Raw genomic sequence first — 18,776 nt, 5'->3', positions numbered from 1 at the left:
GCGCCCGCGTGCGGGTCCTCGTCACGGGCGGCGCGGGGTTCATCGGCTCGCACCTCTGCGACTTCCTCCTGGGGAAGGGCTGCGAGGTCGTCTGCATGGACAACCTCCTGACGGGCTCGCTCGACAACATTGCCCACATCCAGGACCCGCGCTTCATCTTCGTCGAGTACGACGTGACCAACTTCATCTCGATCAAGGGCGGCGTCGACTACGTGCTCCACTTCGCGAGCCCCGCCTCGCCCATCGACTACCTCGAGCTGCCCATCCAGACGCTCAAGGTCGGCTCGCTCGGCACCCACCGGGCCCTCGGGCTCGCGAAGGCCCGCCGCGCCAAGTTCCTCCTCGCCTCGACGTCGGAGGTCTACGGCGACCCGCTGGTGCACCCGCAGCGGGAGGACTACTGGGGCAACGTCAACCCGGTGGGGCCCCGCGGCGTCTACGACGAGGCGAAGCGCTTCGCCGAGGCCATGACGATGGCCTACCACCGCGTCCACGGACTCGACACACGCATCGTCCGCATCTTCAACACCTACGGCAGCCGCATGCGTCTCACGGACGGCCGCGCGGTCCCGACCTTCGTGCGACAGGCGCTGCTGAACGAGCCACTGACCGTCTACGGCGACGGCTCCCAGACGCGCTCTTTCATGTACGTCTCCGATCTCGTGGAGGGCATCTGGCGGCTCATGCAGGCGCCCGTCAACGACCCGGTCAACCTCGGCAACCCCCGCGAAATGACCCTCCTCGAGCTCGCGAAGCACGTCATCCGCGCCGCGGGCTCCACGAGCGAGATCGTCTTCCGCCCGCTGCCGACCGACGACCCGAAGGTCCGCAAGCCCGACATCGGCCGGGCGCGGCGGCTGCTCGGCTGGGAGCCGACCGTCGAGCTCGAAGAGGGACTGGCCCGAACACTCGAATGGTGCCGCAAGCTGGGGCGCCCCGCGTGAAGGTGCTCGTCACGGGCGGAGCCGGCTTCATCGGCTCCCACGTCGCGGACGCCTTCATCCGCGCCGGGCACGCGGTGGCCATCGTGGACGACCTCTCGACGGGCAACCGCGCGTGGCTCCCTCCGAAGGCGGTCTTCCACGCGCTCGACATCCGGAGCGGGCAGCTCAGCGAGGTCTTCGCGGCCGAGCGTCCCGACGCGGTGGCGCACCTGGCCGCCCAGGCCTCCGTCGCCCGCTCCGTCGCCGATCCCGCGTTCGACGCGTCGGTCAACATCAGCGGCGGGCTCAACCTGCTCGACTGCTGCCGGCGCTTCGGCGTGCGGCGGATGATCTACTCCTCGAGCGGCGGCGCCGGCTACGGCGACACGGACCTGATCCCCACGCCCGAGGAGCACCCAGCCCGGCCCGCGTCCCCCTACGGGATCACCAAGGTCGCGATGGAACAATACGTAGACGCGTGGGGAGCCGTCTGGGGCATGAGCGGCGTCTCCCTCCGCTACGCCAACGTGTACGGCCCGCGGCAGAACCCCTACGGCGAGGCGGGCGTGGTGGCCATCTTCTGCCGCCGCATCCTGGCGGGCGAGGCGCCCGTGATCAACGGCGATGGTCTCCAGACGCGCGACTTCGTCCACGTGGATGACGTGGCCGCGGCCAATCTGCTGGCGCTCGAGCGGCCGGACGTCACCGGGCCGCTGAACATCGGCACCGGAGTGGAGACCTCGGTGAACGCCATCTGCGACGCGCTTCGGGCCGCCGCGGACGCAAGCGTCGACGCCGTCCACGCCCCCGCGCGACCCGGCGAGCAGCGGCGCAGCTGTCTGAGCCCCAAGCTAGCCGAGCGCGTGCTCGGCTGGCGTCCGACCGCGCCCCTCGGCGACGGCTTGATCCAGACTCTCGACCACTTCAGGAAGGAGACCGGACGATGATCGACGAGGAGCTGCGGTCCATCCTGGCCTGCCCGGCCTGCAAGGGCAACCTCATCTTCGAGGAGACGCGCATCATCTGCCAGCGGTGCAAGAAAGCCTACCCGATCCGCGACGGCATCCCGGTCATGCTCATCAGCGAGGCGCAGCCCTGGACACCGGGCACATAACCGCCGTCATCCTGGCCGGGGGCCAAGGCACGCGCCTGCGCCCCCTGACGAGCTCCCGCCCGAAACCTGTCGTCCCGCTGCTCAACGTCCCGTTTCTGGTCTACCAGCTGGCTTTGCTGCGTCGGCACGGGATCGAGCGCGTCGTGCTGTCGTGCTCCTATCTCGTGGACGAGGTTCGGCGGACCATGGGCGACGGCGCCGGCTGGGGCGTCAGGCTCGACTACGCCGTCGAGGCGGAGCCGTTGGGGACGGCGGGCGGCGTCCGGAACGCGGCCGATCTCGTGAGCGGCCTCGTCGTCGTGCTCAACGGCGACGTCCTGACCGACGTCGACCTCTCCGCCATGCTGCGCTTCCACGCCCAGCGAGGGGCGCGGGCCTCGATCTTCCTGACGCGCGTGGAAGACCCCAGCCCCTACGGCCTGGTCGAGGTGACTGGCGACGGGCGCGTGACAGGATTCGTGGAGAAACCAAGCGCGGCGCAGCGAACGGCCGACACGGTCAACGCCGGGATCTACGTGCTCGACGGCGCCCTGCTGGCGCGAATCTCGCCCGGCCGCGTCGCGTCCATGGAGCGCGAGTTCTTCCCGGGGCTCCTGGCCGACGGCCTGCCTTTCTTCGGGTGGGTCGGCGACGGTTACTGGATCGACATCGGCAGCCCCGAAAAATACCGCCAGGCCCAGCTCGACCTGCTGGAGGGCCGGGTGGCGACGGACGTGGGCCCGGCGGGCGCGGGCGGCGACCGGCGCTCGATCGCGACCGACGCGGTATTGGGCGCGCGCGTCTCAGCCGTGGCGCCGGTCGTGATCGGCGCGGGGTGCCGGCTCGCGGACGACTGCCGCGTCGGCCCCTCCGCCGTCCTGGGCCCGGGATGCGTCGTCGGAGCGGCGGCAGCCGTCGAGGGCGCCGTCCTCTGGGAGCGCGTCTCGGTCGGCGCCGGCGCCGTGCTCCGCGACTGCATCATCGGCGCCGACGTCCGCATCGGCCAGCACGCCCACGTCGGCCCCGGCGTCGTGCTCGAGGACGGCGCCGTCGTAGCCTCGCGCGTCCACCTCGTCCGCTGACGCATCGCGGCTCAGCGCGTGATATCCTGAGGCAGATGACCACGGACCGCATCCGCAACTTCTCCATCGTCGCCCACATCGACCACGGCAAGTCCACCCTGGCGGATCGTCTGCTGTCCCTCACCGGCACCATGGACGCCAAGAAGGCCGTGGGACAGGTCCTCGACTCGATGGACCTCGAGAAGGAGCGCGGCATCACCATCAAGGCTCACACCGTGCGCCTCCTCTACGCGGCGCGCGACGGCCACGAGTACACGCTCAACCTGATCGACACGCCCGGCCACGTGGACTTCTCCTACGAGGTGTCGCGCTCGCTGGCCGCGTGCGAGGGCGCGCTCCTGATCGTGGACGCGGGCCAGGGCGTCGAGGCCCAGACGCTGGCCAACTTCTACCTCGCGCTCGACGGCGGGCTCGAGATTATCCCGGTCATCAACAAGATTGACTTGCCGGCGGCCGACGTGGAAGGCACGCGGGCGCAGATCACCGAGATGCTGGGGCTCGACGGCGACACGGCGCTCACGATCTCGGCGAAGCACGGCACGGGCGTGCCCGAGGTGCTGGAAGCCATCGTGAGCCGCATCCCGCCGCCCAAGGGAGACGCGGAGGCGCCGCTCAAGGCGCTCGTCTTCGACTCCTTCTACGACTCGTACCAGGGCGTCGTCGTCTACATCCGGCTGATCGACGGGCGCGTGCGGGCGGGGATGCGCATCCTGCTCATGTCGAACGGCAAGACCTGCGAGGTCCAGCAGGTCGGCATCTTCGCCCCCGACATGCGCCCGGTGGACGAGCTCAGCGCAGGCCAGGTGGGCTTTCTTACCGCCTCCATCAAGCGCGTCGCCGACGCGAAGATGGGCGAGACGATCACCGACGTGCTGAGCCCGACCGCCGAGCCCTGCCCTGGCTACCGCGAGGCCAAGCCCATGGTCTTCGCGGGTCTCTACCCGATCGAGGACACCGACTACGAGGGGCTGCGGGACGCCCTCGAGAAGCTGCGCCTCAACGACTCCGCCTTCAGCTTCGAGCCCGAGACCTCGCTCGCGCTCGGCTACGGCTTCCGCTGCGGCTTCCTGGGTATGCTCCACCTCGAGATCGTCCAGGAGCGGCTCGAGCGCGAGTTCAACCTGTCGCTGATCGTCACGGCCCCGAGCGTGCGCTTCCGAGTGGTGACGATGCAGGGCGAGACCATCGAGATCGACAACCCGTCCAAGCTGCCGCCCGTGGACAAGATCGAGCGGATCGAGGAGCCCTACGTCCGCGGTTCCGTCTTCGTGCCGACCGAGTTCATGAGCGAGATTTACAAGCTGGCGCAGGACAAACGAGGCGAACACAAGTCGCTCGAGTACCTGGGCAAGCGCTGCCACATCCAGTTCGATTTCCCGCTCTCCGAGATCGTGATCGACTTCTACGATAAGCTCAAGTCCATCTCGAAAGGCTACGCGTCGTTCGACTACGACTTCCTCGAGTTCCGCGAGTCGGACATGGTCAAGCTCGACATCATCCTCAACGGCGACCCGGTGGACGCGCTGAGCGTCATCGCCCACCGCGACAAGGCCTACGAAAAGGGCAAGGCGCTGACCGAAAAGCTTCGCGGCGTCATCCCGCGGCAGCTGTACGAGGTCGCCATCCAGGCGGCCATCGGCAGCCGGGTCATCGCGCGCGAGACCGTCAAGGCCATGGGCAAGAACGTCACCGCCAAGTGCTACGGCGGCGACATCACGCGAAAGCGCAAACTGCTCGAGAAACAGAAGGAGGGCAAGAAACGCATGAAGCAGGTCGGCAAGGTCGAGGTGCCGCAGGAAGCGTTCCTGTCGGTCCTCAAGAGCTGAGCGTCGGATGAGCCCGACCCAGACCCACCCCGAAGCGCCCGCGCCCGTCGAGGCCACGGCCCCCGCGCGCCGCAAGTCGCTCGTCCGCGAGTACGCCGAGGCCATCTTCATCGCCGGGCTGCTGGCGCTCGTGATCCGCCAGTGCGGGGTGCAGGCCTTCACCATCCCGTCGGGCTCCATGATGGACACCCTGCTCGTGGGCGACTACATCCTCGTCAACAAGTTCCTCTACGGCGCCGAGCTGCCGTTCTCGGACACCCACCTGCCGGGCTTCCGCAAGCCGGAGCGCGGCGACATCGTCGTGTTCAAGTACCCCAACGACGAGAGCCGCGACTTCATCAAGCGCATCATCGCGGTCGGGGGCGACACCGTGCAGGTGCAGGACAACCGCGTCAAGCTCAACGGCCGGCCGATCGAGGAGCCGTACGCCCGACCCGGCTCGATGCCCGCCGTCCCGTCGGGCCACTGCGGTTACCTCTACGGATGCGACCCGCTCGTGGTGCCGCCGGGCTCGTACTTTGTCATGGGCGACAACCGGGACAACTCGCAGGACAGCCGCTACTGGGGCTTCGTCCGGGGCGAGAAGATCCGCGGCAAGGCCTTCCTGATCTACTGGTCGTGGAACGGGGAGAGCCACTGGCCGCGCTGGGGCCGCCTGGGCAACTGGCTGCCGTAGAGCGGTTGCTGAAAGAGGCCCATCTGCGCCATTTAGCAAGAAGCCTGTTGGGGCGCCCTCGATCGCACGCTCAACGTACAGGAGTACGCCTCGCGTGCGGATCAACTCAGCCCTCGTCTCGCGGCGGCCGCTCAACTCGAACGGCGGGGCGCCGCCTCGCATCTGGACCTCTTTGAGCAGCCTGAGATGGGGACTACGTCGTGATGACTTCACTTGACTCGTGGATTCCTCGCTCGGGCTCGATCGGCGCGTACCTCCACGTCCCCTTCTGCACGAAGCGCTGCGGCTACTGCTCCTTTAACACCGCGCCCGATTCGCCCGGCGCCGTCGCGCGCTTCCTCCCGGCGCTCCTCGGCGAGATGGATCTCGTCACCCGCGCCCCGTGGGCGGGCGCCGTCGGCCTTCGCAGCGTTTTCCTCGGCGGCGGCACACCTTCACTGCTGCCGGCCGAGGCCATGGCGGAGATCCTCGATCGCCTCCGGGCTCGCGTCGGCATCGAGGCCGGCGCCGAGATCACAGTCGAGTGCAATCCCGAGAGCGTGAGCCTCGAGCGGCTGTCGGGCTATCGCCGGGCGGGCGTCACGCGCATCAGCCTGGGCGTCCAGAGCCTGGACGACCGCATCCTGCCGACGCTGGACCGGCTCCACACCGCCGCGCAGGCGCGCGAGGCCTTCGATGCCGCGCGCGCCGCGGGCTTCGAGGATGTCAGCGTCGATCTGATCTACGGGCTGCCGGCGCTCGACCTCGCGACCTGGGAGGAGACGGTCAAGGGCGCGCTCGGCTGGGGACCCGATCACCTCTCGGCCTACGCGCTGACGCTCGACGAGGGCAGCCTCTGGCACGCGGCGGCGTCTGTAGGGCGAGCCGCAGGACGTCGCGGGGCTGGGGCCCCGCCGGCCGAGGCGAGCGAAATCCAGGACCGAGCCGCAGGACGTCGCGGGGCTGGGGCCCCGCCGGCCGAGGCGAGCGAAATCCCAATAGTCCTCCCCCCGGAGGACACGGTGACCGCGCAATACACGCGGCTCACCCAGCTCGCGGCAGAGGCGGGCTTCGAGCACTACGAGGTCTCCAACTACGCCCGCCCGGGGCACCGCTCGACGCACAACCAGATCTACTGGCGCGCCGAGGAGTACCTTGGCCTGGGCCCTGGCGCCTGCGGGTTCCTCGGGGACGTGCGCTACGGCAACGTCAAGCCCGTCGAGCGCTACGGCGCCATGGTCGCGGGCGGTGAGCCGCCCGTCGGCACGCACGAGACGCTGACGCCGCGCCAGCGCCTGGCCGAGCGCCTGATCCTCGGTCTCAGGCTCAGCGACGGCGTGCCGGCCGCGTGGCTCGATGAGCGCGCCGCGCTGGGACCGGCGCGGCTCCAGGCCACGCTCGCGGCGTGGCGTGAGCGCGGGCTCGTCGTGGAGCGCGAGGGACGTGTTTGCCTGACCGAGGCGGGCTTTCTCCTCTCGGACGCGCTCTTCATCGATCTCCTTTAATCGGGTACGATACGGCCACCATGGCTCCGCCCGTTCTCGACCAGCGTCTGCGGCAGGTGCTCCTGGCTGTCATCGCGGAATACGTGGAGACCGCTCAGCCCGTGGGGTCGCGGTCCGTCTCGCGCCGTCACGTCCGGGGGCTATCGCCGGCGACCATCCGCAACGCGATGGCCGACCTCGAGGAGCAGGGCTTTCTCACCCACCCTCACACGTCGGCCGGCCGCGTGCCGACGGACAAGGCCTACCGCTTCTACGTCAGCGCCCTGGGCGAGGTGCCGTGGAAAGCCGCCCCGGCCGGCGCCAAGACCGCGGAGACCGCCGCCCCGCCGACGGACGCGGGCGAGCGGCTCATGTCGGAGACACCCACGCGCCTCTCGGACGGCACACACATGACCGGGATGCTCCTCGCCCCGCCGCTCCGCCGCACCGCGCTGGACCGGATCGAGCTGGTCGGCCTGGGCGAAGACCGGGCGCTGGCCGTGGTCGTCACGGATACGGGCTGGGTCACGGCCCGCGCCATCACGCCGCTGCCCCGCCCGAGCGTCGAGGAGCTGCGCGAGATCGGCCGGACCTTGACGCGGCGCTACCGCGGCAAGACCTTCCAGGCCATCCTCGACGACATCGAGCGCCCGGCCGACCCGCTCGACCCGCTCTGGACCAGGAGCCGCGGCGTCCTCGACCAGATCGTCGGGCTGCTGCAGGACCGCAACCTCTACATCAGCGGCGCCATCAACGTGCTCGACCATCCCGACTTCAGCGACGTCGCCACCATGCGCGGGCTGCTCAAGGCCTTCGAGGACAAAGCCCGCCTCGTGGACCTCCTGACGCGCATGGCCGAGGAGCGGGGCGTGCAGGTCTTGATCGGTGGGGAAAATCCGGTCGAGGAGATGCGCGAGTGCAGCCTCATCACCTCCACGTACACCTACCGCGGTCAGGTGCTGGGCGTGCTGGGAGTGGTCGGGCCGCGACGCATGGCCTACGGCGACGTCATCGCCATCGTGGACGAGACCGCGCGGCTCGTCTCCGACTCGTTGTCGCGAGTGCAAAGAGAACTGTACCTTCCATCCTGATCCGGTGCCGGCCGCAGGCCCTTGTTCATCAGCGGGGGCCTCGACCAGTCTCAGCCCTCGCCTCGCCTTCGGCTGCGGCTCACACCGCGTGCCCCCGCACTCCCCCCGTCCGCAGGTCAAACCGGTACCGGCCGCAGGTCAACCGGCTCCCGTCTGCTATACTTTCTGTGTCATGAACGACCACATCCTGGACCCTGAGGACGGCGGTATTTCGCTCGAGCCCGAGGAAGAGATCCGGCGTCTCCGCGACGCCCTCGAAGCCAAGAGGCGCGAAGCCGAAGAGCACCGCGACCGCTACCTCCGGGCTGCCGCCGAGTTCGACAACGCCCGCAAGCGCGCCGCCCGCGAGCGGGAGGAGTACACACACTACGCCAACGAGTCGCTCCTGCGCGAGCTCCTGCCGGTCCTCGACAATTTCGAGCGGGCGCTTCAGGCGGCCCGCGGCGAGCCCGCGGCGGCGGCCGTCACGGCCGGGGTGGAGCTGACCCAGCGCGAGCTCCTGCGCGTGCTGGAGAAGTTCGGGGTAACCCCCTTCCCCTCCGTCGGCCAGCTCTTCGACCCCGAGCGGCACGAGGCCATCGCGCGCGTGCCCGCCCAGGGCCGGCCCGAGGGCACGGTGGTGGACGAGACGGCGCGCGGCTATCTCCTCAACGGGCGCGTCCTCCGCCCGGCCATGGTCACCGTGGCCTCGAGCCCCGACGCGTCCTAGCGTGGCGTCCAAGGACTACTACTCGGTCCTCGGCGTCGGCCGGGGCGCCGACGACGCCGAGCTCAAGAAGGCCTACCGCACCCTCGCCCGCCAGCACCACCCTGACAAGAACCCCGGTGACGCCCGGGCCGAGGAGCGCTTCAAGGAAATCAGCGAGGCGTACACCGTGCTCTCCGATCCGGACAAGCGCACGCACTACGACCGCTTCGGCACCGTCCCTGGGCCCGGCGGCGGCCCCGGCGACGTCGGCTTTGGCACCATCATCGAGGACCTCTTCGAGGGGTTCTTCGGCGGCGGAGGCGGAGCGCGCCGCACGCGCGCACGGCGCGGCGAAGACCTCCAGTACCGGCTCGGAATCTCGCTCGAGGAGGCTGCGCACGGGCTCGAGACCAAGCTCCAGATTCCCCGCCACGAGACCTGCGAGGCCTGCCGCGGCTCGCGCCAGGAGCCCGGCACCACGCCCGAGACGTGCGGGACGTGCCGCGGCCAGGGGCAAGTCCGCTTCTCCCAGGGCTTCCTCACCGTCGCGCGCCCGTGCCCGGCCTGTGGAGGCGCGGGCCGCGTCAACCGCCACCCGTGCGCGGGCTGCCGTGGCGAAGGCCGCGTGGCGCGCGAGCGACTGCTCACGGTGACGATCCCCGCGGGGATCGAGGACGGCAACCAGCTGCGCCTCTCGGGCGAGGGAGAGGGCGGTCTCCACGGCGGCCCGCCGGGCGACCTCTACGTGCTGCTCCAGATCCGGCCGCACGAGATCTTCGTGCGCCAGGGCGCCGACCTCGTCTGCGCGCTGCCGCTGACCTATTCCCAGGCCTGCCTCGGCGACGAGGTCGACGTGCCCGTGCTCGACGGGAAGGCGCGGCTGACGGTGCCGGCCGGCACCCAGCCGGGCCAGCGCTTGACGCTCAAGGGCAAGGGGATGCCCCACCTCAGAGGGCGGGGGCACGGCCATGCGGTCTACGAGGTGGTCATCGAGGTGCCGAAGAAGCTCTCGCAACGGGAACGGGAGCTCCTCGAAGAGCTCCGCGAGGCATCGAAGGCATCCTCGGGCCCGCTGCTCTCCTCTTTCCTCGAGCGAATGAAGAAGCTCTTCGGCAGTTGATGGCCTTCTGGCAGATCACCGTCCCGACCTCGCCCGAAACCTCCGAAGGCCTGACCAACTTCCTCTGGGAACAGGGCGCCCTGGGCGTGATGGAGGAGGAGAGCCCCGTCTCTGCGGCGAGGCTTCGCGCCTTCTTCCCCGACAGCGCCTCGTCCACCGCCCTCGTGACCTCGGTGCGGGAGTACGCGGCCGGCCTCAGCACCCTGGGCTTCCTGACGGCGCCGGGCGATGTGGAGATCACGCCGCTCCTCGAGGAAGCCTGGGCCAGCGCGTGGCAGCAGTCCTTCCCTCCGCGGGCCGTCGGGCGGAGGCTCTGGATAAAGCCGCCGTGGGAAGCGGCAGAGGCGACGGATCGAATCGCGGTCGTGATCGAGCCGGGCCGCGCCTTCGGCACGGGACACCACGGCAGCACCGAGGGATGCCTGGCGCTCCTCGACGAAGCCATCGCCGACACGCGGCCCGAGCGGGTCCTCGACATCGGCACCGGCACGGGCATCCTCGCCGTCGCCGCCGTCAAGCTGGGCGCCGCACTCGTCGTGGCTCTGGACGTGGATCCGGACGCCATCGCGGCCGCGCGGGTCAACGCCGCACGCAACGGCTGCGCCGAGCGCATCGAGCTCCTCATGGCTGGGCCCGAGTCGCTCCGCGACGTCCCGCCCTTCCCGCTTGTCCTCGCCAACCTCCTCGCCCACACCCATCTTGCGCTCGCCCCGCACTATCGCCGGCTGGCGGCGCCGGGCGGCGCGCTGATCCTGGGCGGCATCCTCGAACACGAGGACCAGGACGTGATCGCGGCGCTCGAGCCCGCGGGCTTGGCGCTCCGCGGGCGGCTCGCGATCGAGGGCTGGTCCTCGCTGCTCCTGGAAGCGGCCGCCGCGTGACCCGCTTTCTCATCCGCCACGAGGGCATCGCCGGGGAGCGTGTCACCTTCGACGCCGAGGAGACGCGGCACCTGACGCGCGTGCTGCGCCTGGGCGCGGGCGACATCGTCGAGGCCTTCGACGGCATGGGCTACGTGCTGACGGTGCGGCTCGAGCGCGCGAGCGGCCGCCTCGCCTACGGCACCCTGCTCGCGCGCGCCGCGCTGCAGAGCGAATCCCCCCTGCACCTGACTCTGGCGCAGAGCATCCCCAAGGGCGACAAGATGGAGGGCATCATCCGCATGGCGACCGAGCTCGGCGCAGCGCGCGTGGTGCCGCTCGTGACGGCGCGCACCGTGGTGCGCGTCGAGCCGGGGCGGCTGGGGCCGCGCCTCTCCCGGTGGCAGCGAGTGGCCAAGGAAGCGGCCAAGCAAAGCGGCCGCGCGCTGATTACCGAGGTGACGCCGCCCCAGAGCTTGGCCGCGTGGATCGCGGCCCGCGAGACCGACGGGCTGCTCGTGTGCCTCTGGGAAGACGCGCCCGAGCCCCTCGGCCCCCAGCTGCCGCCGCGGCCCGTGATCCGCGCCACGGTCGTGGTCGGACCCGAGGGCGGGCTCGAGCGGGCCGAGGCCGACGCCCTCCTCGCTGCGGGCGCGGTGGTCGGGGGCCTGGGCCCCCGCATCCTCCGGACCGAGACCGCGGGGCCCGTGGGGCTCGCTATCCTACAGATGCGCTACGGCGATCTCGGCGGAGGCGGCTCCTGAGCCCAGGCTTCGCCTATGTCGAGGCCGGCGGAGGCAGGGGAGTGGTCGGCCGCGGCGCGACGCTGCCGGAAGCCTTCGCGCAGGTCGCCCTCGGCGTGTTCGCCCTCCTGGCGGATCCGGCTTCGGTCGAAGAGCGTGACGCCCGCGAGGTCCGCGCCCACGGCTCAGCACCCGAGACTCTCCTCGTGAATTGGCTCAACGAGTGCCTCTACGTCCTGGACGTCGAGGGCTTCGTCCCACGGCGGGTCGAGTTCACGATCTTCGCTCTCGATGCTTCCGCCCCGGGCGGCGAGCCGCTGCGCCTGCACTGCCGCCTCCACGGGGAAGACCTCGACCCGGCCCGCCACATCCCGCGGGAAACGGTGCGCGGGATCCGCGCCGACGGTGCCGCGGTGCTCGCAGTTGGCGACGGGTCTGAAGCTCGTGTCATCACCCAGGGCGTCGGTGGCCCGAATGCGTAACCTAAATGAGACATGCGGGCTCGGGTGGCGTGTCCTACAGTCATCGGAGCGTGGACTCGCTGGCCAGTACCGTGGCGGAACAGTCATATAAAACCAAAAGTTAGATCAGGTCGTCCGGGATGGCATCCCACTTGCTCTATACGCGCCCCGGTATGAGCTTTCAGCGGACGATCAGGCGGCAGGTTTCGGTGGACGGTATTGGGCTTCATTCCGGCGAGCCGGTCAAGCTCACGCTGTCCCCCGCCGCCGCCGACACCGGCATTCTCTTCCGCGCGGCCGACGGGACCCTGGTCCCGGCCGACATCGAGCATGTCGTGGACGGCCGTGCGGCAACCACGCTCGGCGCCTTCGGCGTGCGGGTGCGCACCGTCGAGCATTTGATGGCCGCCGCCGCCGCGCTCGGTATCGACAACTTCGTGGCCGACGTCAGCGCCGAGGAGGTCCCCGCCCTCGACGGCAGCGCCAAGCCCTTCGTGGACCTGCTCTACTCTGCGGGCGCCGTCACGCTGCCAGTTCCGCGCCGCGCGGTCAGCGTCCGCGAGCCCGTGCGCGTCGGGGACGGCAACCGCTGGATCGAGATCGCCCCTTCCGACGTCTTCCGCATCACCTACACGCTCGACAACCCGCATCCTGTCGTGGGCTGCCAGGTCGTCACCCTCGATGTGAGCGAGAGCGTGTTCGTGGACGAGCTGGCCCCGGCCCGGACCTACGGCTTCCTCAAGGACGTCGCGGCCATGCGGAAGAACGGACTGGCACGCGGCGGCTCCCTCGACAATGCCGTCGTGGTCGGCAAGCGCTCGGTGCTCAACGACAGCCTCCGCTTCGAGGACGAGTTCGTCCGGCACAAGATGCTCGACCTGGTGGGCGACCTCTGGCTCCTGGGCCGCCCGCTCATGGGTCACATCACGGCCAGGAACGCCGGCCACGCGCTCAACCACAAGCTGGTCGCCGCCATGATGGACGCCCTCGCCGCGGAGCGGCGCCAGCGGGCCGCGCGGCCGCAGACCCAGCCCGCTGGGACCCTCGCAGGCCGCCTGGAGCGGCTCGTGTCGGGCGGCGGCCTCTCGTCCCACCCCGGCATCGCAGCTCTCTAGCAGCCGACTCAAACCCCTCCAGGCTGCCCGGCTTTCCCGGGCTCCTGGCCCCGCCCGACGTTATAATGACGTGTCCGTGGGGAGACCTCCAGTCGTGAGCCACCAGCCTAGCCCCTGGGTGATCGCTCTGATCACCCTGCTCGTGGTCTGCCTCCCGGCCCCGGCCGCCCGGGCCGAGAGTGAGCTCCGCATCAGCAACCTCTCCATCTTCCTCAACGATTTCGACGTCACCGTCCATTGCGTGCTCCTGGGCGCCGTGCCGTCCACACTCAGCGAGAGCCTGCACAGCGGCGTGCCCGTGCACGTGCGCTTCCTCGTGGAGCTCTGGCAGCAGCGCTTCCGCAACCGGCTCCTGCAATCGCGCACGATCGAGCGCCAGGTGACGTACAACCCCGCGACCAAGGAGTATAAGGTCGTGTCGCTCGGCGGCGAGGAGCGCGAGCCCTTCATGACAAAGCAGTTCCGCGAGGCCCAGCGCGTCGTCTCCGAGCTCCGCGCCGGCAAGCTCGCTCCGGACACTGCGCTCGACCCGCAGGAGCTCTACTTCATCCGGGTCCGCGCCGACGTCTCGCTCAACGGCGTCAACTCGTGGATCGCCCGCTTTAGCGGAGAGGCGGCCGAGTCGGACTGGGTCCCGTCGCCCCTGCTCACGCCCTTGAGGCGCCAGTGAGCCCGCTGATCGACACGCCGGCCGAGCAGCGGGGCCACTACCGGCGCAACCTGCTCATCGTCTCCGGCGGGCTCGCGCTCCTGGCCCTGGCGTGGTGGGGGTTCAAGGTCTGGATCCATTCACCCCAGGTCCCCCTCGCCTCCAACCTGGCCGTGTTCGCGCTCTTCAACCTGAACCTGATCGTCTTCCTGCTGCTGGTGGTTCTGCTCTTCCGCAACCTGGTCAAGCTCGCGTTCGAGCGCCGGCAGAAAGTCCTGGGCGCGCGGTTCAAGACCAAGCTTGTCCTCGCCTTCCTGTCGCTGGCGCTGACGCCGGCCATCCTCATCTTCATCATCGCGTCCAACTTCATCAACACGTCCATCGAGGGCTGGTTCAAACCGCAGGTGGAGCGGCCGCTCGACCAGGCCCTCGAGGTCGCGCAGACGTACTACCAGGGCCAGGAGGCCATGGCCCTGCGCCACGCGCGCTACATGGCCGACGTGCTCGCGCGCGAGGGCTTCATGGCCCCGAGCCAGCGCCCGTTGCTGCAGACGTACCTCAACGGCCAGCAGGAGCGCCTCGGGCTCGCCGCTATCTCGGTCTTCAATCGCGGCGGCCAGCTGATCGTGCACGCCAGGGACGCGACGATCGGGCCCGTGCCGACGAAATCGGTGAACAAGGAGCAGGTGAGACAGGGGCTCGCCGGGCAGGAAGTGACGACGGTCCACGAGCTCGACAACGGCGACATGATCCAGGCCATCGTGCCCATCAAGAGCGGCGACCGCGGCGTCGTGGGCGCGCTCGTCGTCGGCAGCTACGTGACGCAGCGGCTCGAGTCCCGCCTGCGGGGCATCAGCCAGTCCTTCCAGGAGTACAAGCAGCTTCGGCTGCTCAAGCAGCCGCTCAAGGGCATCTACATTCTGCTCTTCCTCTTGATGACCCTCGTCATCGTCTTCTCGGCGACGTGGTTCGGCCTCTACCTCGCGCGCGGCATCACGGAGCCCATCCAGATGCTCGCGGAGGGCACGCGGGCGGTCGCCGCGGGCAACCTGAACTACAAGGTCCTGGTCCGCGCCGACGACGAGATCGGCGTCCTCGTCGACTCCTTCAACCGGATGACGAGCGACCTCGCCTCCTCGCAGACCAAGCTCGAGCACACCTACCGCGACCTCCAGGCCAAGCACGAGGAGGTCGAGCAGCGGCGCCGCTATACCGAGACCGTCCTCGAGGCCGTCGCCACGGGCGTGCTCTCGCTCGACCCGGCCGGGCGCATCACCACCATCAACGGCGCCGCCGAGCGCATGCTGGGCGTGCCGGCCGCGTCGGCCCAGGACCAGCCCGCTTCGGCCGTGCTGCGGCCGCCGATGCACTCCGAGCTCACGGCGCTGATCCAGCGCATGAACCGGCTGCGCGAGGGCTCGCTCGAGCGCGAAGTCCACTTGCGCCGTGAAGGTCACGCGGTCACGCTGCTTGCCTCGGCGACGGCCCTCAAGGGGCCCGAAGGCGTCTACCTGGGCATGGTGCTCGTCTTCGACGACCTGACGGAGCTTCTCAAGGCCCAGCGCTTGGCGGCCTGGCGCGAGGTCGCGCAGCGCATCGCGCACGAGATCAAGAACCCGCTGACGCCGATCCAGCTGTCGGCCCAGCGACTCCGGCGCCGGCTGTCCACCGACCGGAGCCCGGAGGAGAAGCAGCTCCTCGAGGAAGCCACGGCCACCATCGTGCAGGAGGTCGAGGGGCTCAAGCAGCTGGTCGACGAGTTCTCGCGCTTCGCGCGGATGCCGGCGCTCCAGCCCCGCGCCACGGACCTCGGGCGCCTGCTCGAGGGCGTGGTCGTCCTCTACCGCGAGTCCCATCCCGGGCTCGCCATCAAGGCGTCGTTCTCGCCCGACATGCCGCCGGTCGAGGTCGACCCGGACCAGATCAAGCGCGCGGTGCTCAACCTCGTGGACAACGCGGTCGAGGCGGTGGGCGGCGCGGGCGCCGTCACGGTCGAGACCATCTGGCTGCCGGAGAGCCGGCGCGCGCGCATCGTCGTCGCCGATGACGGCCCCGGTATCCCGGCCGAGGACAAGGAGCGGCTCTTCCTGCCGTATTTCTCGACCAAGGCCGGCGGCACGGGCTTGGGCCTGCCCATCGTGCACCAGATCGTCACCGACCACGGCGGCACCATCTGGGTCGAGGACGCCGTGCCGCAGGGCACGCGCTTCGTGGTCGAGCTGCCCGTTGGCCGGCTGGCGGGCGCCACGACCGAGCCTGAAGCGACAGTGAAGGCCGGCTAGATGTCGGGTGAGCACGTCCTGATCGTGGATGATGAGCGCGCCATCCAGACATCTTTAAGAGGTGTGCTCGAGGACGAGGGTTACCGAGTTACGGCCGTGGGCTCCGCCGAGGAGGCGCTGGCGCGCCTGGCCGACGACGCGCCGGATCTGGTCTTCCTCGACATCTGGATGCCCGGCATGGACGGCCTCGAGGCGCTGGCCGAGATCAAGCAGCGGCGGCCGGAGACGGCAGTGGTGATGATCTCGGGCCACGGCACCATCGAGACCGCCGTCAAGGCGACCAAGCTCGGCGCGTACGACTTCGTCGAGAAGCCGCTCTCCCTCGAGAAGACGCTCCTCGTCGTGGAGCGCACGCTCGAGCATGCCCGCCTGCAGCAGCAGCATCGCCAGCTGCGGGAGCGCGTGGAGCGCGGCCAGGAGATCGTCGGCAAGTGCGCCGTGATCGAGGAGCTGCGCCAGCAGATCGCGGTCGCGGCGCCGACGACGGGGCGCGTCCTCATCCACGGCGAGAGCGGCTCGGGCAAGGAGCTGGTCGCGCGCGCCATCCACGCCCGCTCTACCCGCGCCGAGGGGCCCTTCGTCGAGGTCAACTGCGCCGCCGTGCCGGAGGAGCTGATCGAGTCCGAGCTCTTCGGCCACGAGCGGGGCGCCTTCACCGGCGCCGTCGCGCGCCGCCGGGGCAAGTTCGAGCTGGCGGACGGGGGCACGCTCTTCCTCGACGAGATCGGGGACATGAGCCTCAAGACCCAGGCCAAGGTGCTGCGCGTCCTGGAGGAGCAGGCCTTCGAGCGCGTCGGCGGCAAGGAGACGATCCGCGTGGACGTCCGCGTTATCACCGCCTCGAACCAAAACCTCCAGGAGCAGATCGGCGCCGGCCGCTTCCGCGAGGATCTCTTTTATCGGCTCAACGTCATCCCGATCGAGGTCCCCGCTCTCCGCAAGCGAAAAGAAGATATCCCGGCGCTCGTGGAGCACTTCATCGCGCTCTTCTCGGCCGAGAACGGGCGGCGCCCGAAGACGATCGCCGCCGAGGCGCTCGCCTACTTCCTCACCTACGACTGGCCGGGCAATGTGCGCGAGCTCCGCAACATGGTCGAGCGGCTGGTCATCATGGCCCCCCGCGACGTCATCGGTCCCGAGAACCTGCCGCCCCCCCTCCGCACTCGCGCGGAGGCGGAAGCAGGCGACGACCCGCAGCGCGACCGGAAGCTCAAGGATGCCCGCGACGCCTTCGAGCGCGCCTACATCCTCGGCGAGCTGCGCGCGCACGAGTGGAACATGACCCGCACGGCCGAGAAGCTCGGCATCGAACGCAGCCACCTCTACCGCAAGCTCAAGACTTACGGCATCAGCCCGCCCAAGCCGTAGCCAGCCTTGGAGCCCGCGACGCCGCCAAGCCGTTTCCTTCAGCGGGGTTTCGTGATACCTAGGTAGGGCCCCTGCCGCGCCAGTGCCGTCGTGGAACAGCCGGGCACAGCCTGGGACAAGATTCCACGCGGGTCTCGACCCGCCAAGGAGGTTCAGGATGCGACGTGTCTCCGTGATTCTCTCCATCGTGCTGGCTGTCGCGCTCAGCGCCGTCGGTCCGGCGCTTGCCCAATCGAAGGAGCCCGTCAAGATCGGGCTGTCGGCCGCCGTCTCCGGCGGCTCCGCCGCCTCGGGTGAGGCGATCAAGCGCGGGCTCCAGATCGCCATCGACGAGATCAACGCCAAGGGCGGCGTGCTCGGCGGGCGCAAGCTCGAGCTGGTCATTCGTGACGATGAGGGCAACCCCCAGAAGGGCGTCACGATCGCGCGCGAGCTCGTCGAGCGCGAGAAGGTGGCGGCGGTCTTCGGCGGCCTGCACACGACGGTGGCGCTTGCCCAGGTGCCGGTCTGGCAGGAGCTCAAGACGCCATACATGGGCGCCTGGGCCGCCGGCACCAACATCACGCGCAACGGGCAGACGCCGAACTACGTGTTCCGCGTCTCGGCCAACGACGACTACGTCGACCGGTTCCTGTCGCGCTACGCGATCGAGGTCCTGAAGAAGGGCAAGCCGGGCCTGCTGCTCGAGAACACGCCGTGGGGGCAGTCCAACGAGGCCGGCTTGACCAAGTGGTTCGGCGAGAAGGGCATCAAGGCGGTCGGGGTCGAGCGCTTCAACTGGAACGACCCCGACATGAGCCCGCAGCTCCTCCGCCTCAAGAGCGCGGGCGCCGACCACATCGTCCTCGTGGCCAACGCGCCCGAGGGCGCGCAGGTCCTGCGCTCCAAGGCCAAGCTCGGCTGGGACACGGCCATGATCTCCCACTGGGGCATCTCGGGCGGCCGCTTCGCCGAGCTGACCGGCGACCTGTCCGAGGGCGTCACGTTCCTCCAGACGTACACCTTCTCCGGCAAGCAGAACGAGCGCGGCCAGTACGTGCTCAAGATGCTGCGCGAGAAGTACGGGGTGAAGGAGCCGGGCGACGTCATCGCGCCGGTGGGCACGGCGAACGCCTACGACGGCCTCCACCTCGTCGCCCTCGCGCTCGACCAGTCCGGATCAACCGAGGGATCCAAAGTCCGCGATGCGCTCGAGAACCTCAAGGGTGAGTACAAGGGGCTCATCAAGACCTACAAGCGGCCGTTCACGCCCGAGCAGCACGACGCGCTGACCGACGAAGACTACGTCATGGTCGTCTGGAAGGCCGGCAAGATCGTCCCGGTGACTATGAAGTAA

18 protein-coding genes are annotated in these 18,776 nt (G+C 69.7%); all 18 read left to right on the top strand.

What is annotated here, in order from left to right; genetic code table 11:
- Window positions 1-8: 8 nt before the first annotated feature.
- Window positions 9-944 (top strand): UDP-glucuronic acid decarboxylase family protein, encoded by a 936-nt coding sequence (locus VGV06_12945; GenBank protein HEV2056060.1) that lies wholly within the window; start codon window positions 9-11, stop codon window positions 942-944.
- The gene (locus tag VGV06_12940; GenBank protein ID HEV2056059.1) at window positions 941-1,870 is read left to right on the top strand and encodes an NAD-dependent epimerase/dehydratase family protein; all 930 of its coding nucleotides are present in this window, start codon (window positions 941-943) and stop codon (window positions 1,868-1,870) included. The genes VGV06_12945 and VGV06_12940 overlap by 4 nt, the downstream gene beginning before the upstream one ends.
- Window positions 1,867-2,037, top strand: a complete 171-nt coding sequence (locus VGV06_12935; protein ID HEV2056058.1) for a Trm112 family protein — start codon at window positions 1,867-1,869, stop codon at window positions 2,035-2,037. The genes VGV06_12940 and VGV06_12935 overlap by 4 nt, the downstream gene beginning before the upstream one ends.
- Window positions 1,956-3,098 carry an NDP-sugar synthase gene (locus tag VGV06_12930; GenBank protein ID HEV2056057.1) on the top strand — a complete coding sequence of 381 codons (1,143 nt, stop codon included), beginning with the start codon at window positions 1,956-1,958 and terminating at the stop codon, window positions 3,096-3,098. Before VGV06_12935 ends, VGV06_12930 begins: the two co-directional genes overlap by 82 nt.
- 35 nt (window positions 3,099-3,133) lie before the next feature.
- Window positions 3,134-4,924 carry a translation elongation factor 4 gene (lepA, locus tag VGV06_12925; protein ID HEV2056056.1) on the top strand — a complete coding sequence of 597 codons (1,791 nt, stop codon included), beginning with the start codon at window positions 3,134-3,136 and terminating at the stop codon, window positions 4,922-4,924.
- 7 nt (window positions 4,925-4,931) lie between these two features.
- Window positions 4,932-5,600, top strand: coding sequence for a signal peptidase I (lepB, locus tag VGV06_12920; GenBank protein HEV2056055.1), 669 nt, complete (start codon window positions 4,932-4,934; stop codon window positions 5,598-5,600).
- A gap of 203 nt (window positions 5,601-5,803) precedes the next feature.
- Entirely contained in the window at window positions 5,804-7,084 is a 1,281-nt protein-coding gene (locus VGV06_12915; GenBank protein ID HEV2056054.1) for a coproporphyrinogen-III oxidase family protein, read from the top strand.
- 20 nt (window positions 7,085-7,104) lie between these two features.
- Window positions 7,105-8,154: a heat-inducible transcriptional repressor HrcA gene (hrcA, locus tag VGV06_12910; GenBank protein ID HEV2056053.1), complete on the top strand. Its 1,050-nt coding sequence runs from the start codon at window positions 7,105-7,107 to the stop codon at window positions 8,152-8,154.
- A gap of 172 nt (window positions 8,155-8,326) precedes the next feature.
- The gene (grpE, locus tag VGV06_12905; GenBank protein ID HEV2056052.1) at window positions 8,327-8,863 is read left to right on the top strand and encodes a nucleotide exchange factor GrpE; all 537 of its coding nucleotides are present in this window, start codon (window positions 8,327-8,329) and stop codon (window positions 8,861-8,863) included.
- Between the two features lies 1 nt (window position 8,864).
- Window positions 8,865-9,962, top strand: coding sequence for a molecular chaperone DnaJ (gene dnaJ / locus VGV06_12900; GenBank protein HEV2056051.1), 1,098 nt, complete (start codon window positions 8,865-8,867; stop codon window positions 9,960-9,962).
- Window positions 9,962-10,843 (top strand): 50S ribosomal protein L11 methyltransferase, encoded by an 882-nt coding sequence (locus VGV06_12895; GenBank protein ID HEV2056050.1) that lies wholly within the window; start codon window positions 9,962-9,964, stop codon window positions 10,841-10,843. The genes dnaJ and VGV06_12895 overlap by 1 nt, the downstream gene beginning before the upstream one ends.
- On the top strand, window positions 10,840-11,586 hold the full coding sequence (locus VGV06_12890; protein ID HEV2056049.1) for a 16S rRNA (uracil(1498)-N(3))-methyltransferase: 747 nt from the start codon (window positions 10,840-10,842) through the stop codon (window positions 11,584-11,586). The genes VGV06_12895 and VGV06_12890 overlap by 4 nt, the downstream gene beginning before the upstream one ends.
- 41 nt (window positions 11,587-11,627) lie before the next feature.
- Window positions 11,628-12,047, top strand: coding sequence for an archease (locus VGV06_12885; protein HEV2056048.1), 420 nt, complete (start codon window positions 11,628-11,630; stop codon window positions 12,045-12,047).
- Between the two features lie 152 nt (window positions 12,048-12,199).
- Complete coding sequence (gene lpxC, locus VGV06_12880) at window positions 12,200-13,141, top strand: UDP-3-O-acyl-N-acetylglucosamine deacetylase (protein HEV2056047.1); 942 nt, start codon at window positions 12,200-12,202, stop codon at window positions 13,139-13,141.
- A 94-nt stretch (window positions 13,142-13,235) separates the two neighbouring features.
- The gene (locus VGV06_12875) at window positions 13,236-13,811 is read left to right on the top strand and encodes a DUF4390 domain-containing protein (GenBank protein HEV2056046.1); all 576 of its coding nucleotides are present in this window, start codon (window positions 13,236-13,238) and stop codon (window positions 13,809-13,811) included.
- Window positions 13,808-16,072, top strand: a complete 2,265-nt coding sequence (locus tag VGV06_12870; GenBank protein HEV2056045.1) for an ATP-binding protein — start codon at window positions 13,808-13,810, stop codon at window positions 16,070-16,072. Before VGV06_12875 ends, VGV06_12870 begins: the two co-directional genes overlap by 4 nt.
- On the top strand, window positions 16,073-17,440 hold the full coding sequence (locus VGV06_12865; protein HEV2056044.1) for a sigma-54 dependent transcriptional regulator: 1,368 nt from the start codon (window positions 16,073-16,075) through the stop codon (window positions 17,438-17,440).
- A 157-nt stretch (window positions 17,441-17,597) separates the two neighbouring features.
- On the top strand, window positions 17,598-18,776 hold the full coding sequence (locus tag VGV06_12860; GenBank protein ID HEV2056043.1) for an ABC transporter substrate-binding protein: 1,179 nt from the start codon (window positions 17,598-17,600) through the stop codon (window positions 18,774-18,776).

Source organism: Candidatus Methylomirabilota bacterium, assembly GCA_035936835.1.
Classification (GTDB): Bacteria; Methylomirabilota; Methylomirabilia; order Rokubacteriales; family CSP1-6; genus AR37.
The sequence above is the reverse complement of the archived record's forward strand: the minus strand, read 5'-3'. Positions and strand labels throughout refer to the sequence as shown.